Genomic DNA, 22,583 nt, shown 5'->3' with positions numbered 1-22,583 from the left:
GTCGGCAGTGTCGTATGCGGCTGAAGGCGTTGTTTTTCGGGCATGCCCAGGCACGGCGCTTGCCTGCGTCCGGCCCAACCAGGCGGGATTGTGCACCCAGCGGCTGCGCCCGCAGCCCGCAGCGACGCCGATGCCGGTGCGCGCTGCCGCCGTCAACCCAGCAAAAGCGCGCGGCGTGCTGGAAGGAAGCCAGCGGCGGCGGCACACTAGCGCTCCCGCTTGTTCTGGATTGCCACGTGCCGGCTTCGTCGCTGCAGCAGATTCTCGATGCCATCCATGCCGCAGCAGCCACGCATGCGCGTGCCGACGTTCGGTTGCTGGCGGTGTCCAAGACCAAACCGGCCGATGCCGTCGCCGTATTGGCCGCCCAGGGCCAGCGCGCATTCGGCGAAAACTACGTGCAGGAAGCGCAAGCCAAGATCGCCGCGCTGCGCGAGCTGGGGCTGGAATGGCATCTGATCGGCCACCTGCAGTCCAACAAGGCCGACGTCGCCAGCCAATGTTTCGACTGGGTGCAGACCGTGGACCGCGCTAAGTTGATTCCGCTGCTGGCGCGATACCGCCCGGACGACCGCATGCCGTTGAATGTGCTGATCCAGGTCAATATCGACGATGAGGACAGCAAATACGGATGCGCGCCGGACGCCATCGACGGCCTGGCCGACGCCATCGCACTACAACCGCGACTGCAACTGCGCGGCTTGATGGCGATCCCTGCGCCGTTCCCGGACCAGGCACGACGCGCTGCGGCGTTCGCGCGCATGCAGGACTTGTTCGCGCACCTGCAGCAGCGCCATCGGCAGGTGGACACCTTGTCGATGGGCATGAGCGCGGACTTCGCCGAAGCGATCGCGGCCGGTGCCACCATGGTCCGCGTGGGCACGGCGCTATTCGGCGCGCGCGCGCCCTCGCCCTCCGTCTGATCTGCCTCGCACATCGCGCCATCCATTCCTATTACTAGAGGTACCGCAATGACTCTGCCCACGCCGCCTGCGCCGTTATCCGTCACCGCCGGGCGCATCGCGTTTATCGGCGGCGGCAACATGGCGCGCAGCTTGATCGCCGGGCTGATCCGGCAAGGCGTGCCGGCTGCGAGCCTGCGCGTCGCCGAGCCGGTAGAAGAGTTGCGCACCGGGTTGTCGCGCGACTTTGGCGTACAGGCCGTCGCAGACGCGCGCGACGCGGCCGATGGCGCAGCCACCTGGGTGCTGGCGGTCAAACCGCAGGTCATGCCAAGCGTGTGCGCGCAATTGGCTACGCTTGCACAAGCGCAACAGCCGCTGTTGCTGTCGATTGCAGCCGGCATCACCGCAACGCAGTTGCAGCGTTGGTGCGGCGGCGATACGGCGGTGGTCCGCGCGATGCCCAACACCCCCGCGCTGCTCGGCGCCGGCGTGACCGGGCTGTATGCCACTGCACGCGTCTCCGATGCGCAGCGCATGCAGGCAACCCAATTGCTGGAAAGCGCCGGGGTGACGGTGTGGATCGACGACGAAGCGCAGATGGATGCGGTGACTGCCGTTTCCGGTAGCGGGCCGGCGTACGTGTTTTTACTGGCCGAAGCGATGGAAGCGGCAGCACAGGCGCAGGGACTGCCGGCCGATACCGCGCGCACGCTGGTCCTGCAAACCCTGCTGGGCGCATCGCGCATGCTTACCGAATCGGGCGAAGCACCGCAGGTCCTGCGCGGTCGCGTGACCTCGCCCAACGGCACCACGCAAGCGGCCATCGAAACATTCCAGGCTGGCGGATTCGAAGCGCTGACAGCGCGGGCAATCGCTGCTGCGACCGAACGCGGCCGCAGCTTGTCGGCTGCCAACGACTAACGCGCCGCGGTTCGCCCCAACGCGTTGCTGGCTGCATGGGGCAATCAGCGACGCGTCGCGGTGATCGCCCCCCCCCACGCAGCCTGCATCGCAACACGTCGCTACGCGATTTCCCAATACCCAGCGCCAGGCATCAAGCGACCTTCCCACGCAACGTCGCGCGCTTTGCAATCGATGCCAATACGCGCCAATCAGGCGATCGCACGCGACTTGTTCGACATCTCGCGGCGATGCATCCGTCGTTGGCAGCAGAGCGGATGGCGCAGTGCAGAGTCTTTTGGCATGCGCATTACCACCGCAGCCTTGCGCAACGACCTGCTGCTCTGCGTCAGATACGGCACATGCCTGCGCGCTGCACGCGTTCCGCACTGTTTTTTACGCGCATTTTGCGCCGCTGGTGAACGAATCCCCGTCGAAAGACGCTTTTTTGTGTTGTTTCATCGTTTGCCTATTGGCGGCGCGCAGCAGTTGCCCTACATTTCGCGTTGCCGACTGGGTCGGCAGACCCAACACCACCAACGAATACGGAACGAATACCTCATGGCAAAAACCGCCGCTAAGAAGGCTGCCCCCAAGAAGGCAGTGAAAAAGGTCGCCGCTACCAAGACCGCAAAGCCGGCCAAGGCCGCGACCAAGACCGCCGCACCGAAGCCGATCAAGGAAGCCCTGAGCAAGACCGGCCTGGTCGCGCACATCGCCGAATCCACCCAGCTGGCTCCGAAGGACGTCCGCGCCGTGCTGGCGTCGCTGGAAGCCACCGCACACTCCTCGCTCAACAAGAAGGGCGCTGGCTCGTTCACTCTTCCGGGCATGTTGAAGCTGACCGCTGTGCACGTGCCGGCCAAGCCGAAGCGTAAGGGGATCAACCCTTTCACCAAGGAAGAGCAGACCTTCCCCGCCAAGCCCGCCAGCCTCAAGGTCAAGGCACGCTTGCTGAAGAAGCTGAAGGACGCCGCGCTCTAATCGAGCACGCATCCGGTGTCATCGAGACGGCCTTCGGGCCGTCTTTTTTTTGCGCTTTTCCCGCGTCTTGTTGGCGATGCGTGTCGACACACCACATCGCGGTCATGGCAGCCCGCCTACCCTGTTGGTGAGTTCGCAACAGAGAGTGCCCATGACCGCGCCATCAACCCGCAGCCCCGCCCGACGTGTGCGTCGCCTGCTGGTTTCGATTGTCCTGCTGTGCGCGTTGGGCGTGGCCGCGCGCTGGGCCTGGCAGTCGCCGATGGGCGAACGTCTGCGCACCACCTGGGAGCTGTCACGAATGCCGCCGCCGCAGACCCTGCAGATTCCAGTGAAAAACGTCCGTGCCCGCCAGATCGCCGACACCTTCGGTGCACCACGCGGACGCGACCGCAGCCATGCCGGGGTAGATATTTTCGCGCCACGCGGTACGCCTGTGGTTGCCGCCACCCGCGGCGTGGTCAGTGCCATTCGCGACGCCGGGCTGGGTGGAAAACAGGTTTGGGTGCTCGGGCCGGCGATGGAGCGGCACTACTATGCGCACCTGGACGACTGGGCACCGGGACTGGCCGTTGGCGATGTCGTCGAGCCCGGTACCGCACTGGGCATGGTCGGTACCACCGGCAACGCGCGCGGCACGCCGCCACACCTGCACTATGGTGTCTATGGGCGCAACGGTGCGTACGATCCGCTGCCGCTGCTGCGTAAAACCACGCCACCGCCTGCCGACTGAGCATGCTGGAACACTGCGTCATGGCCTGCGCTATCGAGCGCGCGGCAGCCTACCCCTATGGTGGAGGTAGCCCAGGAGTGACGCGACCACCATGCCCCGAAAACGCTATCGCATTACGGTCACGCCCATCGAGAACGACGGGCGACCGTGCGACGACCGCTGCACCATCGAGTTCGAACAGCGCTCCCGCGCCGACTGGATGCGTCTGCTCGAAGAGTTGCACCTGCGCCGCGATCTGAGCAGCGACGAATGCGCCGCACTGACCGTCGGCTCGCAATTGCTGGAAGACCTGGCCGCCCGTCCACGCGCGCAACCCAGCGATGCGCTGGATGCATTGCGGCCCAAGCTGCAACTACTGCTCGATCGCCTGCAACGCGTCCAACCCGGCGCCTGAGCGCTGCTCCGCACCGCATACGCCCGCTACACTGCGCGCCTCGGGGATGGAGAGCCGCCATGCGTTGGATCGTCATTGCTTTATCAGTAGCCGCACTCGCAGGCTGCAGCTGTCATCGCAGTACAGATCAGCAAGCTGTTGCGACCACAAGCTCGCCTAAAGCCACTGCGGCGACAGACTCCGCTGCGGTGACTGCCCAAAGCGTACCCATGTCGCCGGCGTCCGAAGCCCCCGACGATGCGCAAACGCGCGCCGACCTGGCCGAAGCAAGCGCCACCGTGCAGCGTTATCTGGGTGCACTGCCCGGTGCCGCGCGGGCCGATGCCGATGCGCTGTGGACCGGCGGACGTCCATCGCCGGTGCCGGACGACGCGGCGCTGCGCGGTATCGGTGATATCCGCTCGATGCGCATCAACAACGAGCCGCCGGTGCCGCTGGATCAGGAACATCCGCCGCGACGCATCGAAGTGCCGGTGCGCATCGTCGTACGCACGGGTGCGGGCACGCAGCAGCTGGTCGGCGCCTATCGCTTGCAACCGCGCGCCGGCAGCGACAGCTGGGAAATCTACTCCGCCACGCTGCAACCGGTACTGCGCTAACCCGTGGTTCACCAGTGCTGACTAAGGTTGTGTCACCTATTGCCGGAGTCACCCGATGAAACTGCGTTCGCTTGCAGGATCCGTGCTTGCCCTCGCCTTGGCGCTCCCCGTTGGCAGCGCCTGGGCGGCGCCGCAGATCCAGGGACATCAGATCAGCGTGCAGGCCAGCGACCTGCAGCAGTATCTGGGCGGTCGCTTCCCGCAAACGCACGACACGCTCGGCGGCTTGATCGCAATGACGGTCAGCAACCCCGCGCTGTCGCTGCCGCCGGGCGACCGACTCAAGATGGCGTTCGATCTGGCCGTGGCCACTGCCGGCGGTGCGCCGGCTCCGGTGGGCAATGTAACCCTGACCAGCGCGCTGCGTTACGACGTCGCCAAACAAGGCTTCTATCTCGACCAGCCCAGCATCGACGATTTCCGCCCGGCCAATTCCGGCGCAAAGCTCGACCACAGCACCCGTCAGCTGCTCAACACCTGGCTGGCCGACTACGCGCGCAAGGAACCCATCTATCGCATCGACCCGTCGATTGCCGCAGTGATGGGCGCGGTGCAGGTGGAGTCGGTGGGCATCCAGAACGGTCGCGTGGCGGTCAACTTCAATCAGAACATCGAGCAGATGGTGCCGGCGGCGGCGCTGTCGGGGAAGTAAGTCCGCACCGTTATCTTCACCCAGGGCGAAAACAGTCCGCGCAAGGTGGGTACGACGCGCACAACGACCATCATGCAACGGCCCGACGCAACAGCGCCGGGCCGTGTTTACTGAAACAAGTGACAGATAACGGCTAACGCGCCTTACGCAGACAGGGCCTTGGCCACCGCAGCACTGAATGCCGGAATGTCGTCGGGCTTGCGGCTGGTGATCAACGCACCATCGACCACCACCTCGGCGTCCTGCCAGCGCGCGCCGGCGTTGGTCAGATCGGTTTTGACCGACGGCCACGAGGTGACGTTGCGGCCGCGCACCAGATCGCTCTCCAGCAACAACCACGGCCCATGGCAGATTGCCGCCACCGGCTTGTGCGCCGTGGCGAATGCACGAATGAAGGCAATCGCCTGCTGATCCGTGCGCAGCGTGTCGGGATTGAGCACGCCACCGGGCAGCACCAGCGCATCGTAGGTTTCAGGCGTTGCTTGCTCAAGATGCCGGTCGACCGCAACCGAATCGCCCCAATCGGTGTGATTCCAGGCGCGGATCGCTGCGCCATCGCCAGGCGCGACCACATCGACCGTGGCGCCCCACGATTCCAGCAAGCGCTTGGGTTCTGTCAGTTCGGATTGCTCGAAGCCATCGGTGGCCAGGACCGCAATGGTCTTGCCGGAGAGCGAATACGCCATGTGGGGCTCCTCGATAAAAGAAGCCCGCACCGTAGGCAGCGCACTGTTGCGCACCCGTGAACCGATGTGTGCGTCGCGTCAGCGCGCAGTGCGCTTCGCCAGGCTCAGCGCTTGGGCTGCAGCATCGTGCCCGTGCAGTTCTTGGAGCCGCAGCGGCATTCCCAGATCTTCTTCAGACGCGGCGTGTGGCGCTCGCTCAGGGTGATGCCGTAGTTGTAGGTGAGCTCGGCGCCGGCCTTGATGGCGCGCTTGGCCTCGATGAAGATCTTGTCCTTGCTGCGGTCGTCGCCTTCGGCTTCTTCGATCACCGCTTCGCAATTGGGATTGCAGCTGTGGTTGATCCAGCGCGCGACATTGCCTTCGTAATTGGCATCCAGCACGTAATCGTCGCTGAGCGTAAACAGGAAGGTGTGGCCGCTTTCCACGTCGCCGGTGTCATCGGCGTCTACCTCGGCGTGCGTGCGCAGGCGCCCCTTGTACTGAATGATGCGCTCGCCCTTGCGGAGCGGGGCGAGGGCGAACATGCCATTGCCGTGGATACGTGACTTGCGGGCGGCAACTTTGCGCGACATGTAAGGGTCCAGTGATGGGGCCGCTCATTGTGACCGCAGCGCGTCCGTGCGCCAAGCACAAGCGCTCCACCGCCTGCAACGCCCTGCGCTTGCCGGCGGCTGAACCGGGCGGTTGGCCCCGCCCTGCCGGAAAGAGTACAATTTCGGTCCGCTTTAAGGTTTTCTGCTCGCCCATGTTGCGCGTCACCAAACTCACCGATTACGCCACCGTCGTGCTGACCGTGCTTGCCGCGCGCAGCGGTGAAGTGCTCAGCGCCAGCGAACTGGCCGAACAGGCGGGCCTGGAAACGCCGACCGTGAGCAAGATCCTCAAGCCGTTGTCGCAAGCCGGGCTGGTGGAAGGCCTGCGCGGTGTGCACGGCGGTTACCGGCTTGCGCGCGACGCCAGCCAGATCACCCTGGTGGAGATCGTCGAGGCAATGGAAGGCCCGCTGGCGATCACCGAATGCAGCCAGGACCACAGCCAGTGCGGCATCGCGCAGACATGCGGCGTGCGCTCCAACTGGCGCCTGATCAACGACGTGGTCGGCGACGCATTGCGTCGGGTCACGCTTGCGCAGATGTTGCAGCCCCTCTCTCTCCCTGGCGACAGCCGTCGGCGTTCCATCGCCGCACGCGTCGCGACCACCTGACCTGTAGGCAGCCCGATGGCCACCGAACTTGCTCCTCCGCAGAATGCGCAGATCCTCGAACGGCTGGGCCGACGCTACGACGCCGGCTTCATCACCGAGATCGAATCCGATTCGCTCCCGCCCGGTCTGGACGAAGACACCATCCGTGCGTTGTCGGCCAAGAAAGACGAGCCGCAATGGATGACCGACTGGCGTCTTGAGGCCTACCGCCATTGGCTGAAAATGCCGATGCCCGAATGGGCCAAGCTCAAGATCGCGCCGATCGATTTCCAGGCATTGAGCTACTACTCCGCGCCCAAGGGCCCGAAGTACGCCTCGCTGGACGATGTGCCCAAGGAACTGCTGGACACCTACGACAAGCTCGGCGTGCCGTTGCACGAGCGCGCGCGGCTGGCCGGCGTTGCGGTGGATGCGGTGTTCGATTCGGTCTCGGTCGGCACCACCTTCCGCAAGGAACTGGCCGAAAAGGGCGTGATCTTCTGCTCGATGTCCGAGGCGATCAAAGAGCATCCGGAGATCGTCAAGCAATACCTGGGCAGCGTGGTGCCCGTGGGCGACAACTATTTCGCCGCGCTCAACTCGGCGGTGTTCTCCGATGGCAGCTTCGTGTTCATTCCCAAGGGCGTGCGTTGCCCGATGGAATTGAGCACCTATTTTCGCATCAATGCCGGTCATACCGGCCAGTTCGAGCGCACCTTGATCGTGTGCGAAGACAAGGCCTATGTGTCGTATCTGGAAGGCTGCACCGCGCCGATGCGCGATGAAAACCAGCTGCATGCCGCGGTGGTGGAACTGGTGACGCTGGAAGACGCCGAGATCAAGTACTCGACGGTGCAGAACTGGTACCCGGGCGATGAAAACGGCGTTGGCGGCATCTACAACTTCGTCACCAAGCGTGCCGAATGCCGTGGCGACCGCAGCAAGGTGACCTGGACCCAGGTCGAAACCGGCTCGGCGATCACCTGGAAGTATCCGTCGTGCGTGCTGCTCGGCGACGATTCAGTGGGTGAGTTTCACTCGGTGGCACTCACCCATCATCGTCAGCAGGCCGACACCGGCACCAAGATGATCCACATCGGCAAGCGCACCAAGAGCAAGATCGTCAGCAAGGGCATCAGTGCCGGGCGTGGGCAAAACACCTATCGCGGCCTGGTCAAGGTGGATCGCAATGCCGATGGCGCGCGCAATTACACCCAGTGCGATTCGCTATTGATCGGCAAGCAATGCGGCGCGCACACCTTCCCCTATATCGAGGTGAAGAATCCCGGCGCCACCGTCGAGCACGAGGCCACCACCTCCAAGATCAGCGACGACCAGCTGTTCTATTGCCGCGCGCGTGGCATCAGCCAGGAAGATGCGGTGTCGCTGATCGTCGACGGTTTCTGTAAGCAGGTGTTCCGCGAGCTGCCGATGGAGTTCGCCGTGGAAGCCAAGAAGCTGCTGGAAGTCTCGCTGGAAGGCAGCGTCGGCTGACACCCTTTCCCTTCTCCCTTAGGGAGAAGGTGGCGCGCAGCGCCGGATGATGGGCGCCAGGAGGATCTCGAAAAGATTGGCTATGACGAACGCGTCGCCACGCGCCAGTCAAGGTAAATACTCGAAGAGCTCCCGGATGCTCACTTCAATGGCGCGCGGCGACGCATTCATTAGTCGCTGACGCCTTCAAGTTGTTTGCGCCGACCCTCACCCCAACCCCTCTCCCGGCGGGAGAGGGGCTACATAAGAATTCTGACGGACCATCAGCATGCTCAACATTAAAAACCTCCACGCCAGCATCGCCGGCAAAGACATTCTCAAAGGCCTGTCGCTGGACATCCAGCCCGGCCAGGTGCACGCCCTCATGGGGCCCAATGGCGCGGGCAAGTCCACGCTGGGCAACGTGCTGGCCGGCCGCGATGGCTACGAAGTCAACGAAGGCAGCGTGCAGTTCGAAGGCAAGAACCTGCTCGACCTGCCGCCAGAAGAACGCGCCGCCGCCGGCCTGTTCCTGGCGTTCCAGTACCCGGTGGAAATCCCCGGCGTCAACAACACCTATTTCCTGCGCGCCGCGCTCAATGCCCAGCGTAAGGCGCGTGGCGAAGAGGAGCTGGATTCGATGCAGTTCCTCAAGCTGGTGCGGCAGAAGCTGGCCGTGCTGCATTTGAAGGACGAGCTGCTGCATCGCGGCGTCAACGAGGGTTTTTCCGGCGGCGAGAAGAAGCGCAACGAGATCTTCCAGCTGGCCGTGCTCGAACCCAAGCTCGCCATCCTGGATGAAACCGACTCCGGCCTGGATATCGATGCGCTCAAGAGCGTGGCCGACGGCGTCAACACGCTGCGTTCGCCGGAGCGTTCGTTCCTGGTGATCACCCACTACCAGCGCCTGCTCGACTACATCAAGCCGGACGTGGTGCATGTGCTGTCCGAAGGACGCATCGTGCAGAGCGGCGGCCCGGAACTGGCGCTGGAGCTGGAAAAACACGGTTACCACTTCCTGAAGGATCGTGTGGTGCCCGAGGTTGCTGCCTGATGAGCGCCCTGCTCGACTCCCTGGCCCGCGGCTTCAGTGGCGACGATGCGCGCCGCGCCGAGCTCGACGCAGCGCTGCAGACCGGCCTGCCCGGTCCGCGCGCCGAAGCGTGGAAATACACCTCGTTGCGTCAGCTGGAACGGCGCAGTTTTCAGCCGGCACCGCTGGTGCCGACGCTGCTCGATGCCGCCGTACTGGACGAGATCCCCGCGCCGCGGCTGGTGTTCGTCAACGGGCGCCCTTCCGCAGCGCTGAGCGATGTCTCGACGTTGCCGGACGGCGTGCAGCTGGACACCTTGTCGGCCGCACTGGCCGCAGGCGATGACGCAAAGCACTTGCTCGGCCGCCGTTTCGACGGCAGCGACGAGATCTTTGCCCGCCTTAATGCCGCGCTGGCCGACGAAGGCGTGCTGGTGCGCGTGCAAGACAGCGCGCAGATCGAGCTGCCACTGCATATCGTCTTCGTCAGCGTGGCCAGCGAGCACGATCTGTCCTGGCATTACCGGCATCTGATCGAAGTCCGTGCCGGCGCTGCGCTCAATGTGGTCGAGCATCATCTGCATGTCGGCGATGCGGCGCATCTGGACAACAGCGTGATGCATGTCCATCTGGCGCAGGACGCGGTGTTGTCGCATGCGCGCTTGCAGGCCGATAGCGCGCACGCCACCGCACTGCTGCGCACCGATGCCGTGTTGGCACGCAATGCGCGCTACCAGCGCGTGGATCTGGAACTGGGCGCCGGCTTGTCGCGGCACGAACTCAACGTGCGCCTGGAAGGCAGCAACGCCCAGCTCACTGCCAATGGCGTGCTGTTGGGCAATGGTCGCCGCCATGTCGATACGCGCCTGGGCATCGAACATATTGCCCGCGACACCGCCTGCGAGTTGGTCTGGCGCGGTGTGGGTGCCGACCGCAGCCGCGTGGTGTTCCATGGCGGCATCCATATCCGTCAGGGCGCTGATGGCACCGACGCGCGGTTGTCCAACAAGAATCTGCTGCTCTCTTCCAATGCCGAAATCGATACCCAGCCGGTGCTGGTGATCGATGCCGACGAAGTGCAGGCAGCGCATGGCGCCACTGTCGGTCAGCTCGATGACAACGCCTTGTTCTATCTGCGCTCGCGCGGCCTGCCGCAAGCGGAGGCGCAGCGTCTGTTGAGTGCGGCGTTCTGCCACGAGCCGTTGCGGGTCCTGCCGGCTGCGTTGAGTGCCGTGCTGGCCCTACAGCTGGACCGCGCGCTGAATTCGGCGGGCGTGGCATGAATGCACCTGCCGTCACTCAGGGCAACGCTCCGGATTGGGAACGCGTCCGTTCGGATTTCCCGCTGCTGATGCGGCAGGTGCATGGCAAGCCGCTGATCTATTTCGACAACGCCAACACCGGGCAGAAGCCGCTGCAGGTGATTGCCGCGACCGACGAGTTCTATCGGCGCCAGAACGCCAATGTCAGCCGCGCAGTGCATGCGCTGGGCAGCGAAGCCACGGATGCCTTCGAAGGCGCACGCAGCAAACTCGCGCGCTTTCTCAATGTGCGCGCCGACGAGTTGGTGCTGTGCAGCGGCACCACCTTTGCGATCAATCTGGTGGCGTATTCGTGGGCATTGCCGCGTCTGGGACCCGGCGATGTCATCCTGATCACGCGCATGGAGCACCACGCCAACATCGTGCCGTGGCAGCTGGTGGCCCAGCGCACCGGTGCCAGCATCCGCGTAGCCGAGATCACCCCCGAGGGCGCGCTGGATCTGGATGCCTTGCGCAAGGCGATGACGCCGGACGTCAAACTGCTGGCGATCACCCATGTGTCCAACGTGCTGGGCACGGTCAACCCGGTGCGCGAGATCTGCCGCGACGCGCGCAGGCGCGGCATCGTCACCATGGTGGACGGCTCGCAGGCCGCACCGCATCGGCGCATCGACGTGGCCGCGATCGGCTGCGATTTCTACGCCATCACCGGCCACAAGATGTGCGGCCCCACCGGCACCGGCGCGCTGTGGGCGCGTCGCGAGCATCTGCAGTCCATGCCGCCGTTTCTGGGCGGTGGCGAAATGATCAAGGAAGTCAGCTTCGAAGGCACTGTTTACAACGATGCCCCGCACAAGTTCGAAGCCGGCACGCCCAACATCGCCGGCTTCATTGGCCTGGGCGCGGCGGTGGATTATCTGGAGTCGATCGGCCTGGAGCACGTGGAAGCGCGCGAAGCCGAGCTGCTGGCGCACTTCACCGAAGAGCTGCAGCAGATCGATGGCCTGCGCATTTTCGGCACCACGCCCGACAAAGCCGCGGTGGTGTCGTTCCTGATCGACGGTGCGCATTCGCACGATCTTGCCACCCTGCTCGATCTGGAAGGCGTGGCGGTGCGCTCCGGCCAGCACTGCGCGCACCCGCTGCTGCAGTTCTACGGCGTTGCCGCAACCTGTCGTGCATCGCTGGCGTTCTACAACACGCATGACGAGATCGAGCGTTTTGTTGCCGCGTTGGTGAAGGTGCGTCGCCTACTGGGCTGATTGGAATCGGGAATCGGGAATCGGGAATCGGGAATCGCAAAAGCATGTCACCGAGGGGTGCCGGACTTCCATCGCCCTAATATTCACGCGGGAATTCAAAAGCGCCAAACTTCGCTACGCTGTTACGAATCCCCAATCCCCACTCCCAAATCCCCGCCCTCATGCAGACCACCACGTTCCGCACTGCCACCGTCGATGACATCGACGCCCTTGTCCAGTTGGTGACCTCGGCTTATCGCGGTGACAGCAGTCGCGTGGGGTGGACGACCGAGGCCGACATTCTCGACGGTGCCCGCATCGACCCGGCCGTGCTGCGTCAGGACATCCTGCGCGAGCGCAGCCTGGTGTTGCTGGTCGAACAGGATGGGCGCCTGCTGGCGTGCGCGCATATCGCCGACGACGACGGCGCAGGGTATTTCGGTATGTTTGCGGTGGACCCATTGCTGCAAGGCAGCGGCATCGGCAAGACGCTGCTGGCCGAAGCCGAACGCATCGTGGACGCCGAATGGAAGCTGCCGGTGATGCGCATGACCGTGATCGATGTGCGCAACGAACTCATCGCCTTCTACGAACGGCGCGGCTATCGCCGCACTGGCCTCCTCAAGCCGTTCCCGTATGGCGACGAACGCTTCGGCGTGCCACTGCGGCAGGATCTACGCTTCGAAGTACTGGAAAAATCGCTGGACGGCGCCGCGCCATGAGTGAGACCTGGACCTTCGTCTGCGCAAGCGAGGCGCTGCTGCCCGGCGAACTGCAGACAGCGTGGGATGCCGTCACCGACGCGCCGATCGTGGTGTTCAATCTCGACGGCGAGTTGTACGCGTTGGAAGACCGTTGCAGCCACGAAGATTACGAGCTGTCGCCCGGCAGCTTCGACCCGGTCGCCGGCACCATCGAATGCCTGTTGCACAGCGCCCGCTTCGATATCCGCGATGGCCGCCCGTTATGCGCGCCCGCCTACACCGCCGTGCCCAAGTTCCCGGTCAAGCGCGAGCTCGACGGCATCTGGACCCGCGACGACCGCTAGCGCGGCAGCTACCAACGCATATTTTTCACGCTAGAAGCCGCCGCGTGTTTGCAGACGTGCGCCTCCGGTCGGCAAAGATTGCAAAGAAGAATGATTTGCATTTAAGATCGCAACCCTTCAGGTCTTCTTAACATCTGACCTGCCCTGCGATCCCATGCGCCCTGCACTGTCCGACACCTTCGATTTGCGTCCTGCTCGCCTGCGCTTTCCAGCGCGGCGCGACGGCACGTGCGGTGGACGCCAGCCGGGCGCCACGGGCTAGCGACGCACGCACACCCTTCCGCATCCGCCGAGCCATCGCCAGGCCGGAGCACCGCTTTCCTTTTCGAGACGTCTCATGACTCCCAGGATTTCCCCGCTCACTTCGGCCGTGCTGTTGACCCTGTCCGCTCCTGCGTTCGCCCAGCCTGGCGATGCGCCGGCGCCTCCGGGTGCGGTGGATCTGGATGCCATCCGGGTGCAGCAGGAACGTGCGCAAAAGCCGTCCTCGCCCAAGTACACCGAAGCGCTGCGCGACACTCCGCAGACCATCACGGTTGTCACCAAGCAGACCATGGACCAGCAGAATCTGCTGTCGCTGCGCGATGTGCTGAGCACGCTGCCCGGCATCACCTTCGGCGCGGGCGAAGGCGGCGGTGGGTATGGCGACAGCATCAATCTGCGTGGTTTCACCGCCAGCAGCGACATCACCACCGATGGCGTGCGCGACAGCGCGCAGTACAGCCGCAGCGATACCTTCAACCTTGAGTCCGTGGAGCTGATCAACGGCGCCAACTCGGCGATGTCCGGTGCCGGTTCGGTCGGCGGCAACATCAACCTGGTGACCAAGACCGCCGGGCAAGGCGACTTCACCAACGTGCTGATCGGCGGCGGCAGCGACCGTTATGGCCGCCTCACGGTCGACAGCAACTACGACTTCGAAAACGGCACCGCCGTGCGCTTGAACGCGATGGGTCACACCCAGGACGTGCCGGGCCGCGATGAAGAATTCCGCCATCGCTGGGGCTTTGCGCCGTCGATCGCCTTCGGCCTGGGCTCGGATACGCGCTTCACGCTGAGCTACCTGCACCAGCACGACAACAACCTGCCGCAGTACGGCGTGCCGTTCGCGCTCAGCCCGTTCAACGATGGCCCGCTGCCGGGCGTGGACCGCGAAACCTATTACGGCTATCGCAATGTGTCGCGTCAGGAGATCGACGTGGACATGCTGACCGGCGTGCTGGAAATGGACTTCGACGACAACGTCAAGCTGCGCAGCCTGGCGCGTCTGCAGCGCGTGGATCAGACCACCTCGGCCACCGCGCCGGAAGGCACCTGGTGCCTGCCCAACAACACCAACGCCTACACCGGTCGCGCCTGCGTCGGCCAGCCGCCGTCCACCTGGAACCCCAACAGCGGCCCGCGCGGGCTGGTGCGCGACACCGAAAACTTCATCGCGCATAGCCAGACCGACCTGACCGCCACCCTGCACACCGGCGCCATCGAGCATCGCGTGGTCGCCGGCGTGGCCTTCAGCAAGGAAGACTTCGAACTCGACAGCGGCAGCATCTTCCGCAATGCCGACGGCTCCACCACCGGCATCACCTACCCGCTGCAGACCTTCGACAACCCGTACAACATCTGGACAGGCCCGCAGAATTATTTCCGCACCGGCCGCAGCAAGGGCAGCCTGACCAATCAGGCGGTGTACCTGTTCGACACGCTGCAGTTCAACGAGCAATGGATGCTCAACCTGGGCGGCCGTTACGAGCACAACGAAGGCGACACCACCACCTACACCGTCAATGCCATCGGCGGCGTCACCGGCGTGACCCCGGGCTTCCCGGCGGGCAGCAAGGACGATTTGTTCTCCTACCGCGCCGGTCTGGTATTCAAGCCGGTCGACAACGCCAGCCTGTATCTGTCCTACGCCAACAGCAAGACCCCGTCCAAGGCGTCGGTCAACGGCTCGTGCACGCCGATCGCCACCGCCACCGCCGGCGCCAACTGCAATGTTGAGCCAGAAAGTGCGGTCAACATCGAGCTGGGCGGCAAGTGGGACGTGTTGAACGAGCGCCTGGCGCTGACCGCTGCGGTCTTCCGCAACGAGCGCGAAAACTACAAGGTCAACAGCGGCGACCCGCTGATTCCCGAGCAGGTGCTCGACGGCAAGGCGCGCGTGGACGGTATCGCACTGGGCGTGGCCGGCTACCTGACCGAGCGCTGGTCGGTCTTCGCCAACTACACCTTCCTGGACAGCGAAGTGCTGCAGAGCGTGTCCAACCGCACCGCCAGCCTCACCGGCGACCCGATTGCCGGGCGCGAACTGGTGCAGACCCCGCGTAATGCCGGCAATCTCTGGACCACTTACGCGCTCAACCAGTGGATCTTCGGCTACGGCGTCAATTACCAGGGCAGCTTCTACCCGAACAACACCTCGACCGCGGTCTACCGCAAGACCGACGCGTACTGGGTGCACCGTGCGATGGTCGGCCTGCGCGTCAACGACTGGCTCAGCCTGCAGTTGAACGTCAACAACCTGTTCGACAAGGAGTACTACACCAGCATCCGCAACAACCTCACCGTCAACGCCGCGGGCACTGTCACCGCCGGCAGTGGCTGGGCGTTGCCGGGAGATGGCCGCTCGGCGGTGTTGAACGCTACCTTCAGTTTCTAACCTTCCGGCACGCCGCCCGCACCCTGCGGACGGCGTGGAGAGCGCCGCATGCTGCTGCCCATTCCCGATGTCTTGACGCCCGTGAAGCTCAGCGAGTTGCGCGCGCGGCTGGACGCGGCCGACTGGGCAGACGGCCGCATTACCGCTGGCCATCAATCGGCGCAGGCCAAGGACAACGCGCAGTTGCCCGAGGACAGCGCCGCAGCGCGCGAGGCCAGCGCACTGGTGCTGGAGGCGCTCTCCCGCAGCAGCACGTTCTTTTCGGCGGTGCTGCCGCGTCGGATCTATCCACCGTTGTTCAATCGCTACAGCGGCGGGCAGTCGTTCGGGTATCACGTCGACAACGCGGTGCGTTACGACCGCAGCCGCGGCGGTGCCGAGCCGGTTCGCACCGATGTGTCGGGCACGCTGTTTCTCAGCGACCCGGACAGTTACGACGGTGGCGAACTGGTGATCGAAGATACGTTTGGCACGCAGTCGGTGAAGCTGCCGGCCGGGCACCTGGTGATCTACCCCGGCACCAGCCTGCATAAAGTGATGCCGGTAACGCGCGGCACGCGTGTCGCCTCGTTCTTCTGGATCCAAAGCATGCTGCGTGACGATGCACAGCGCCGCCTGTTGTTCGAATTGGATGTGTCGATCCGTCGTTTGACCCAGGACACGCCCGGGCATCCGTCGTTGATCCAGCTCACCGGCGTGTATCACAACCTGCTGCGGCAGTGGGCCGATGTCTGAGCCTGCGATTGACCCAGCCCTGCTGATGGCACTGCTGCAGACCCAGCCTGCCCAGGCAGTCGCGTTGCTGCGCAAGGCCGCCGCCGGTCAGGATGTGACTGCACAACTGCTGCTCGCACAGCTGTATGCCGAAGGCCGCGGCATTGCTGCCGATCCGGCCATGGCGATGCTGTGGTACGAAGTGGCCGCCAATGCCGGGCATCCGGAAGCGATGAACCAACTGGGCCGCTGCCACGAACTGGGCTTTGGCAACGCCATCAACGAGGTGCTGGCGGCGTTATGGTATCGCCGCGCCGCCGAGCATGGCCTGGAATGGGGCATGTACAACCTGGCGCATCTGTACGCCTCCGGGCGCGGCGTGGCGCAGGACCAGGCACACGCCTTGACGCTGTATCGCACCGCGGCCGAACGTGGTCACGCCAAGTCGATGAATTTTGTGGCGCGCTATCTCGACCAGGGCCTGGCCTGCGCGGCGGATCCGCTTGCTGCACGCGAGTGGTATCGCCGCGCCGCAGAGGCAGGCGATTTTCGCGGCCAGGCCAGCTATGCAACGCTGCTTGCCGATGAAGGCGCGCTCGATCAGGCCGAACACTGGATGCGACGCGCGATCGGCGGCGGGCACGCCGGGTTCCTGCGTCAGCTCACGCCCGTGCTGGCCAACGCACCGCAGCCACGCCTGCGCGCCTTGCTCAGCGATGTGGCCTCGCGGCAATCGCAACTGCAGCCGCCCGTTCCCGCAGACGTGGCATAAACCGGCATGCCCGCTTCCAACGACACCATCGCCACTGCACAGCAACGCCGCGGATTCTGGCTGCGCATGCTGCATCAATGGCATTGGATCAGTTCGGCGCTGTGTCTGATCGGCATGCTGCTGTTTACGGTTACCGGGCTCACCCTCAATCACGCCGCGCGCATCGAAGCCAGCCCGTCCACCGAGCAACGCACGCTCACCTTGCCGCCAGCGCTGTTGAAGACCTTGGGCACGCGCCAGGACGGCGATGCACCGCTGCCGCCGCGCGTGGCGCAGTGGCTGGGTCGCGAACTGGAAATCAGCATCGGCAACCGCAACGCAGAGTGGTCGCCCGACGAGCTGTATGTCGCCTTGCCCCGCCCCGGTGGCGATGCCTGGCTGAGCCTGGACCGCAGCAGCGGCGCGATCGAATACGAACACACCACGCGTGGCTGGATCGCCTATCTCAACGACCTGCACAAAGGCCGCAACGCCGGGCCGGCCTGGGGCTGGTTCATCGACGTGTTCGCCATCGCCTGCCTGGTGTTCTGCATCACCGGCCTGTTCCTGCTGCACCTGCATGCGCGTCAGCGCAGCATGACCTGGCCGCTGGTCGGCCTGGGCCTGCTGATTCCGCTGCTGCTTGCCTTGCTGTTGATCCACTGACCTTACTCACCGGAGACGATCATGCGCGCCACCCTGACCATCGCTCTGAGCGGCCTGCTCGCCATGCCGGCGTATGCGGCCACGCTCGACATCAACATCGAAATCCCCAAGCTCAATGTCGCCGAATACCACCGCCCGTACGTGGCGATCTGGCTGGAAGGCGCAGACCAGAAGGTCGCCGCCAATCTGGCGGTCTGGTACCAATCCAAGGACACCGCCGAAGGGCACGGCACCAAGTGGCTGCCGGATCTGCGTCAGTGGTGGCGCAAGAGCGGCCGCACGCTGGAGGTGCCGGTCGATGGCGTGACCGGCCCCACCCGGCCTGCCGGCGCGCATGCGCTGTCGTTCACCGACACCAAGGGCGCGCTGAAGTCGCTGCCGGCCGGCCAGTACACCCTGGTGGTGGAAGCTGCGCGCGAAGTCGGTGGCCGCGAGTTGGTCAAGGTGCCTTTCACCTGGCCGGCCACCTCGGCGCAGTCTGCCAAGGCCAGCGGCAGCAGCGAACTCGGCGCGGTGAGCCTGACCGCCAAGCCCTGATGCAGATGGGCGGGGATGCGGTGCATCCGTGCCCATGACGCGCGCGCTACGTGGCGCAGACGCGTATCGACCTTCGTTACCCACGCATCCACGCAGCGCCGCAGTGCGCTGATCAGACACGTGACCCACCCGCCTTATCGCTCTTCAAGGAGTTGTCATGAAACGTTCGCATGTCCTGATCGCCCTGCTGGCCGCACTTCCCGTCAGCGCGTTCGCCCACAAGGCCTGGCTGCTGCCATCGCAAACCGTCCTGGCCGGCGAAGCGCCGTGGATCACCGTCGATGCGGCGGTGTCCAACGACTTGTTCTACTTCAATCACGTGCCGCTGCGCCTGGATAATCTGAGCATCACCGCTCCCGATGGCAGCGCGCTCAAGCCGGAAAACCCGGCCACCGGCAAGTACCGCAGCGTGTTCGACCTGCAGCTCACCCAGCCTGGCACCTACAAGCTCAGCATCGTCAACGCCGGCCTGTTCGCCAGCTGGAAGGAAGACGGCAAGCCCAAGCGCTGGCGCGGCAACGAGGCAAGCTTTGCCACCGAAGTGCCGAAAGACGCGAAGGAGCTGCAGGTGTCGCAATCGCTCAATCGCGTGGAAACCTTCGTGACCCGCGGCGCGCCGACCACCACCGCGTTCAAGCCCAGCGGCAAGGGCATCGAGCTGGTGCCGGTGACCCACCCCAACGACCTGGTCGCCGGTGAAGCGGCGCAGTTCACCCTGCAGCTGGATGGCAAGCCGGCAGCCGGGCTAGAAATCGAGATCGTGCGTGGCGGCACGCGCTATCGCGATGCGCAGAACGAGATCAAGCTCAAGACCGACGCCAAGGGCGGCTTCAGCGTGACCTGGCCGGAAGCGGGCATGTACTGGCTGGAAACCACCAGCGAAGACAGCAAGACCTCATTGCCGCAGGCCAAACAACGTCGCCTGGGCTACGTGGTAACGCTGGAAGTGTTGCCGCAGTAATCGCCGCATGCCCGCCACTGTGTTGACCGAATAGCCAATGCAGTGGCGCTAGTGCAGTGGCGCTGCTGAGGCACATGCTATCGGCGTGTGCAGTCTGCCGAACGCGCAGCGCACGCGGTATCAACACGCGCATCCTCGGTTGTTTCAAACATCACACCGCGTGATGCAAACCACACGCTCGCGCGTCACCACGGCTGCCTCAGGCAGCACCTGCTCGACCGGTCCACGCATGCACCCAGTTTCTTCCGCAGATGACGCCGTTGCCTCCCTGGGCGGGCGCAGCATGGGCACCACCTGGAGCGTCAAGCTGGTGGCGCCGCGTGCGCGCGACCTGCATCCCCTGCATGCGCGTATCCAGGCAGCGCTCGATCGCGTGGTCGCGCAAATGAGCACCTGGGAAGCGGACTCAGATATCAGCCGCTACAACCGTGCCACGGCCGGTCAGTGGCAGACATTGCCCGATGACTTTTTCACCGTGCTGCGCACCGCGCTGCAGATCGCGCAGGCCAGCGACGGCGCGTTCGACCCCACGGTCGGGCCGATGGTCGAACTGTGGGGCTTTGGCGCCTCCGGCGGCCGACGCCGTGTGCCCTCGCCCGAACAGATCGCGCTGGCCAGCCTGCGCTGTGGCTGGCAACGCCTGGCTCTGGATGGCCAGCGGGTGCTACAACCCGGCGCCGTCGCACTGGATCTATCCGGCATCGCAAAAGGCTTCGGTGTGGACTGCGTGCAGCACGCATTGCGACAGGCCGACATCGCCAGCGCCTTGATCGACGTAGGCGGCGAACTGTTCGGCTATGGATGCAAACCCGATGGCAGCGCGTGGCGTGTGCTGGTCGAATCCGCGCCCGACGAAGACGCCGGCGCCACATTGCCGGCACGTGTGCTCACCCTGGATGGCTTGGCAGTCGCCACATCGGGCGATCGCTGGCACCGCTTCGATGCCGACGGCATGCGCTACGCGCACACCTTCGATCCACGCACTGGAGCGCCGATTCCGCATGCGCCTGCCGCCGTCACCGTGCTCGCGCGCGATGCCATGCAGGCCGATGCCTGGGCCACCGCAATGACCGTGCTCGGGATCGATGCAGGCCTTGCTTATGCCGCCAAGACCGACCTGGCAGTGCGCTTTCTGACGCGCCACGATGGCAGTTTGCACGAAGCGATGAGCCCGGCCTTCGAGCAACATCTGGCGGCGTCATGAGCGCCGCAAGCCCACGCGTGTGGATGGGTAACGGGGCGCTGCTGCTCGCCCTGGCGACGCTTGTCGGATGGCTTGCCAGCCTGCATGACGGTGCGTGGTGGAGCGCACCAACACCGCATCGCTTGCAATGGGCGGCCGTCGGGATGGCCGCGTACGCCATGCTGTGCGCGGCGGTCTTGCTGCGCCGCCGGGCACGCGCCAACACGTCGCACGGCGACAGCAGTGGCATGCTGATCGTGTGGGCAAGCCAGACCGGATTCGCACGCGAACTGGCCGAGCGCAGCGCTGCTGCCTTGCAAGCGGCAGGGATCGGTGCCTGCGCACTCCCGCTGGAGGCGGTGGTTGCCGAGCAGCTCGCGCGCGTGCCGCGTTTGCTATGCATCGTCAGCACCACCGGCGAAGGCGATGCACCGGATCACGCACAGGCTGCGGGGCGTCACTGGCTCGCCGACGGCGGACAGGATCTGGCCGCCGTGCAGTACGCGGTACTGGCACTCGGTGATCGTCGTTACACGCAATTCTGCGCGTTCGGTCGCCATCTCGATGACCGCCTGCACGCGCGCGGCGGCACCCGCCTGTTCGAGCGCATCGAGGTCGACAATGCCGATACGCGCGCGTTGCAGCAATGGCAGCAGCGGCTGTCGGCACTGGCACCTGCGCTTGCCGAGCAACCCGACTGGAGCGTGCCGACCTACACGGCCTGGCAGCTGCGCGAGCGCGTCCACGTCAATCCAGGCAGTGCCGGCGCACCGATCCATCGACTCCGCCTCACGCCCATCGATGGCCCGCTGCCGCCATGGCGTGCTGGCGACATCGCCGAGGTCGCGCCGCAGAACGCACCGGAGAGTGTCGAGGCCTGGTTGCAGCGTCATCGACGCGATGGCTCGGACATCATCGACGGTCGTACGCTGCGCGACTGGCTTGGCCGCTCGCAACTGCCCACCGATGCAGAGATAGGCGCCACGGCGTCAGCGGATGCGACCGCCTTGGCGCATAGCCTGATCACACTGCCGCATCGCGAGTACTCGCTCGCATCGATCAGCGAAGAAGGCCACGCCGAACTGCTAATCCGCGAACATCGGCATGTCGATGGGCAGCTCGGGATCGGCAGCGGCTGGCTGTGCGTGCATGCTCCCATCGGCGCGCAAATTGCCTTGCGCCTGCGCAGCAATCCTGGGTTCCACCCACCCGCACCCGCTCAGCCCATGCTGCTGATCGGAAATGGCACCGGCATCGCCGGCTTGCGCGCCCATCTCCGCGCACGCATCGCGGCCGGCGCGCGCGACAACTGGCTGATCTTTGGCGAACGCAATGCCGCGCAAGACGCGCTGTATGCCGACGAACTGCAGCAGTGGCAACACGATGGCTGGATCACGCGTCTGGACCTGGTGTACTCGCGCGACCACAACCCCTCGGTACGCTACGTACAACATGCATTGGCCGCTGCCAGCGATCGCCTGCGGCAATGGATCGACCGCGGCGCCTGCATCTATCTCTGCGGCAGCCTGCGCGGCATGGCACCCGAAGTGGACCGCACCCTCGACACTCTGCTGGGCACTGATGTCAGGCAAGAACTGCTACGCAGCGGCCGCTACCGTCGCGACGTGTATTGAACAGCAAGCGTGCAGGCCGACGATCGCAGCTTGTCAGCGGGGAGCGCTGCCATCACGTGGCGATCGTGGGCAGGCAGACATGGCATCCGAATCCTGTACGCAGCAACGCTCGTTTGCCGGCAACCGCGCTCTGCATTGGCACGCTTCGGCACGTTGCTGCAGTTCTGCGAGTTCGCTAAAAGCAGCTTACAAAACGACTGTGCAGCTGCCAGACGGCCGCAGCCGTTGCTCGGCATCGGTGTGTGCACTCACACTCTAGTCCCTGCGCGCCGTTCACACCCACCAGATGAGTGCTAGCTGCTTGTTGTCAGCCTCTTTAGTTTCTCGACGCAGACAGTGCACGTGACACGTATCAATACGAATTGCTAACTACCCGGTTCACTGGCTG

24 protein-coding genes are annotated in these 22,583 nt (G+C 64.8%); 22 read left to right on the top strand and 2 right to left on the bottom strand.

Features of this window, described 5'->3' with window-relative positions; translation table 11 throughout:
- Positions 1-236 precede the first annotated feature (236 nt).
- The 7 genes from ASF90_RS11055 (at position 237) to ASF90_RS11025 (ending at position 5,167) form a co-directional block, all read left to right on the top strand.
- The gene (locus ASF90_RS11055; protein ID WP_055849675.1) at positions 237-923 is read left to right on the top strand and encodes a YggS family pyridoxal phosphate-dependent enzyme; all 687 of its coding nucleotides are present in this window, start codon (positions 237-239) and stop codon (positions 921-923) included.
- 48 nt (positions 924-971) lie between these two features.
- Positions 972-1,826, top strand: coding sequence for a pyrroline-5-carboxylate reductase (proC, locus tag ASF90_RS11050; protein WP_055849673.1), 855 nt, complete (start codon positions 972-974; stop codon positions 1,824-1,826).
- 540 nt (positions 1,827-2,366) lie between these two features.
- Complete coding sequence (locus ASF90_RS11045) at positions 2,367-2,789, top strand: HU family DNA-binding protein (protein ID WP_055849670.1); 423 nt, start codon at positions 2,367-2,369, stop codon at positions 2,787-2,789.
- A 151-nt stretch (positions 2,790-2,940) separates the two neighbouring features.
- The gene (locus ASF90_RS11040; RefSeq protein ID WP_055849669.1) at positions 2,941-3,522 is read left to right on the top strand and encodes a M23 family metallopeptidase; all 582 of its coding nucleotides are present in this window, start codon (positions 2,941-2,943) and stop codon (positions 3,520-3,522) included.
- A gap of 91 nt (positions 3,523-3,613) precedes the next feature.
- Entirely contained in the window at positions 3,614-3,916 is a 303-nt protein-coding gene (locus ASF90_RS11035) for a DUF3861 family protein (protein ID WP_055849666.1), read from the top strand.
- A 209-nt stretch (positions 3,917-4,125) separates the two neighbouring features.
- On the top strand, positions 4,126-4,515 hold the full coding sequence (locus ASF90_RS11030; RefSeq protein WP_082473491.1) for a hypothetical protein: 390 nt from the start codon (positions 4,126-4,128) through the stop codon (positions 4,513-4,515).
- A 55-nt stretch (positions 4,516-4,570) separates the two neighbouring features.
- Positions 4,571-5,167 (top strand): DUF1439 domain-containing protein, encoded by a 597-nt coding sequence (locus tag ASF90_RS11025; RefSeq protein ID WP_055849660.1) that lies wholly within the window; start codon positions 4,571-4,573, stop codon positions 5,165-5,167.
- 143 nt (positions 5,168-5,310) lie between these two features.
- On the opposite strand, the gene ASF90_RS11020 is transcribed toward ASF90_RS11025, so the two are convergent.
- Positions 5,311-5,853, bottom strand: a complete 543-nt coding sequence (locus ASF90_RS11020; RefSeq protein ID WP_055849659.1) for a type 1 glutamine amidotransferase domain-containing protein — start codon at positions 5,851-5,853, stop codon at positions 5,311-5,313.
- 104 nt (positions 5,854-5,957) lie between these two features.
- A complete protein-coding gene (locus ASF90_RS11015) occupies positions 5,958-6,425 on the bottom strand; it encodes an SET domain-containing protein-lysine N-methyltransferase (protein ID WP_055849656.1) in 468 nt (155 codons plus the stop codon).
- A 173-nt stretch (positions 6,426-6,598) separates the two neighbouring features.
- Between ASF90_RS11015 and ASF90_RS11010 the strand changes: the two genes are divergently transcribed.
- The 15 genes from ASF90_RS11010 (at position 6,599) to ASF90_RS10940 (ending at position 22,195) form a co-directional block, all read left to right on the top strand.
- Complete coding sequence (locus tag ASF90_RS11010) at positions 6,599-7,057, top strand: SUF system Fe-S cluster assembly regulator (RefSeq protein ID WP_055849653.1); 459 nt, start codon at positions 6,599-6,601, stop codon at positions 7,055-7,057.
- 15 nt (positions 7,058-7,072) lie between these two features.
- Entirely contained in the window at positions 7,073-8,530 is a 1,458-nt protein-coding gene (gene sufB / locus ASF90_RS11005) for a Fe-S cluster assembly protein SufB (protein ID WP_055849652.1), read from the top strand.
- 268 nt (positions 8,531-8,798) lie between these two features.
- The gene (gene sufC, locus ASF90_RS11000) at positions 8,799-9,563 is read left to right on the top strand and encodes a Fe-S cluster assembly ATPase SufC (protein ID WP_055849649.1); all 765 of its coding nucleotides are present in this window, start codon (positions 8,799-8,801) and stop codon (positions 9,561-9,563) included.
- Entirely contained in the window at positions 9,563-10,825 is a 1,263-nt protein-coding gene (sufD, locus tag ASF90_RS10995) for a Fe-S cluster assembly protein SufD (RefSeq protein ID WP_055849647.1), read from the top strand. Before sufC ends, sufD begins: the two co-directional genes overlap by 1 nt.
- Positions 10,822-12,066, top strand: a complete 1,245-nt coding sequence (locus ASF90_RS10990; protein WP_055849644.1) for a cysteine desulfurase — start codon at positions 10,822-10,824, stop codon at positions 12,064-12,066. The genes sufD and ASF90_RS10990 overlap by 4 nt, the downstream gene beginning before the upstream one ends.
- A 161-nt stretch (positions 12,067-12,227) precedes the next feature.
- Positions 12,228-12,767 carry a GNAT family N-acetyltransferase gene (locus ASF90_RS10985; protein WP_055849641.1) on the top strand — a complete coding sequence of 180 codons (540 nt, stop codon included), beginning with the start codon at positions 12,228-12,230 and terminating at the stop codon, positions 12,765-12,767.
- Positions 12,764-13,093, top strand: a complete 330-nt coding sequence (locus ASF90_RS10980) for a non-heme iron oxygenase ferredoxin subunit (RefSeq protein ID WP_055849639.1) — start codon at positions 12,764-12,766, stop codon at positions 13,091-13,093. The genes ASF90_RS10985 and ASF90_RS10980 overlap by 4 nt, the downstream gene beginning before the upstream one ends.
- Before the next feature lie 337 nt (positions 13,094-13,430).
- The gene (locus ASF90_RS10975) at positions 13,431-15,749 is read left to right on the top strand and encodes a TonB-dependent siderophore receptor (protein ID WP_055849636.1); all 2,319 of its coding nucleotides are present in this window, start codon (positions 13,431-13,433) and stop codon (positions 15,747-15,749) included.
- A gap of 48 nt (positions 15,750-15,797) precedes the next feature.
- On the top strand, positions 15,798-16,484 hold the full coding sequence (locus tag ASF90_RS10970) for a Fe2+-dependent dioxygenase (RefSeq protein ID WP_055849635.1): 687 nt from the start codon (positions 15,798-15,800) through the stop codon (positions 16,482-16,484).
- Complete coding sequence (locus ASF90_RS10965) at positions 16,477-17,235, top strand: tetratricopeptide repeat protein (RefSeq protein ID WP_055849632.1); 759 nt, start codon at positions 16,477-16,479, stop codon at positions 17,233-17,235. Before ASF90_RS10970 ends, ASF90_RS10965 begins: the two co-directional genes overlap by 8 nt.
- Before the next feature lie 6 nt (positions 17,236-17,241).
- A complete protein-coding gene (locus tag ASF90_RS10960) occupies positions 17,242-17,880 on the top strand; it encodes a PepSY-associated TM helix domain-containing protein (RefSeq protein WP_055849629.1) in 639 nt (212 codons plus the stop codon).
- A 21-nt stretch (positions 17,881-17,901) separates the two neighbouring features.
- Positions 17,902-18,417: a DUF2271 domain-containing protein gene (locus tag ASF90_RS10955; RefSeq protein ID WP_055849625.1), complete on the top strand. Its 516-nt coding sequence runs from the start codon at positions 17,902-17,904 to the stop codon at positions 18,415-18,417.
- Positions 18,418-18,574: 157 nt separating this feature from the next.
- Positions 18,575-19,378, top strand: a complete 804-nt coding sequence (locus ASF90_RS10950; protein WP_055849621.1) for a DUF4198 domain-containing protein — start codon at positions 18,575-18,577, stop codon at positions 19,376-19,378.
- 229 nt (positions 19,379-19,607) lie between these two features.
- Complete coding sequence (locus tag ASF90_RS10945; protein ID WP_055850390.1) at positions 19,608-20,582, top strand: FAD:protein FMN transferase; 975 nt, start codon at positions 19,608-19,610, stop codon at positions 20,580-20,582.
- Complete coding sequence (locus ASF90_RS10940; RefSeq protein ID WP_055849619.1) at positions 20,579-22,195, top strand: flavodoxin domain-containing protein; 1,617 nt, start codon at positions 20,579-20,581, stop codon at positions 22,193-22,195. Before ASF90_RS10945 ends, ASF90_RS10940 begins: the two co-directional genes overlap by 4 nt.
- Positions 22,196-22,583: the final 388 nt, after the last annotated feature.

This window comes from Xanthomonas sp. Leaf148 (assembly GCF_001423585.1).
In the GTDB taxonomy this organism is placed as follows: Bacteria; Pseudomonadota; Gammaproteobacteria; order Xanthomonadales; family Xanthomonadaceae; genus Xanthomonas.
Note: the sequence above shows the minus strand (reverse complement) of the source record. Positions and strands in the feature narration are given on the sequence as shown.